Annotated in this window: 1 rRNA gene; it reads left to right on the top strand. The window is 49.5% G+C overall.

From position 1 onward, the window contains the following. A 23S ribosomal RNA gene (locus V6255_RS17980) occupies positions 1 to 574 on the top strand; the annotation flags it as partial.

The following is a 574-nucleotide window of genomic DNA, read 5'->3' on the forward strand; positions in this document are numbered from 1 at the left end:
AGTAGCAAGGTTAACCGTTTAGGGGAGCCGTAGGGAAACCGAGTCTTAACTGGGCGAATAGTTGCTAGGATTAGACCCGAAACTTGGTGATCTAGCCATGAGCAGGTTGAAGGTTGAGTAACATCAACTGGAGGACCGAACCCACTAATGTTGAAAAATTAGGGGATGACTTGTGGCTGGGGGTGAAAGGCCAATCAAACCAAGAGATAGCTGGTTCTCCTCGAAAGCTATTTAGGTAGCGCCTCATGTATCACTGTTGGGGGTAGAGCACTGTTAAGGCTAGGGGGTCATCCCGACTTACCAACCCTTTGCAAACTCCGAATACCAACAAGTGCAATCATGGGAGACACACGGCGGGTGCTAACGTCCGTCGTGGAAAGGGAAACAACCCAGACCGCCAGCTAAGGTCCCAAAGTATATGTTAAGTGGGAAACGATGTGGGAAGGCTTAGACAGCTAGGAAGTTGGCTTAGAAGCAGCCATCTTTTAAAGAAAGCGTAATAGCTCACTAGTCGAGTCGGCCTGCGCGGAAGATTTAACGGGGCTAAACATATCACCGAAGCTGCGGACGCATA

Origin of the sequence: Psychromonas arctica, assembly GCF_038155225.1 — a bacterium.
Classification (GTDB): Bacteria; Pseudomonadota; Gammaproteobacteria; order Enterobacterales; family Psychromonadaceae; genus Psychromonas; species Psychromonas arctica_B.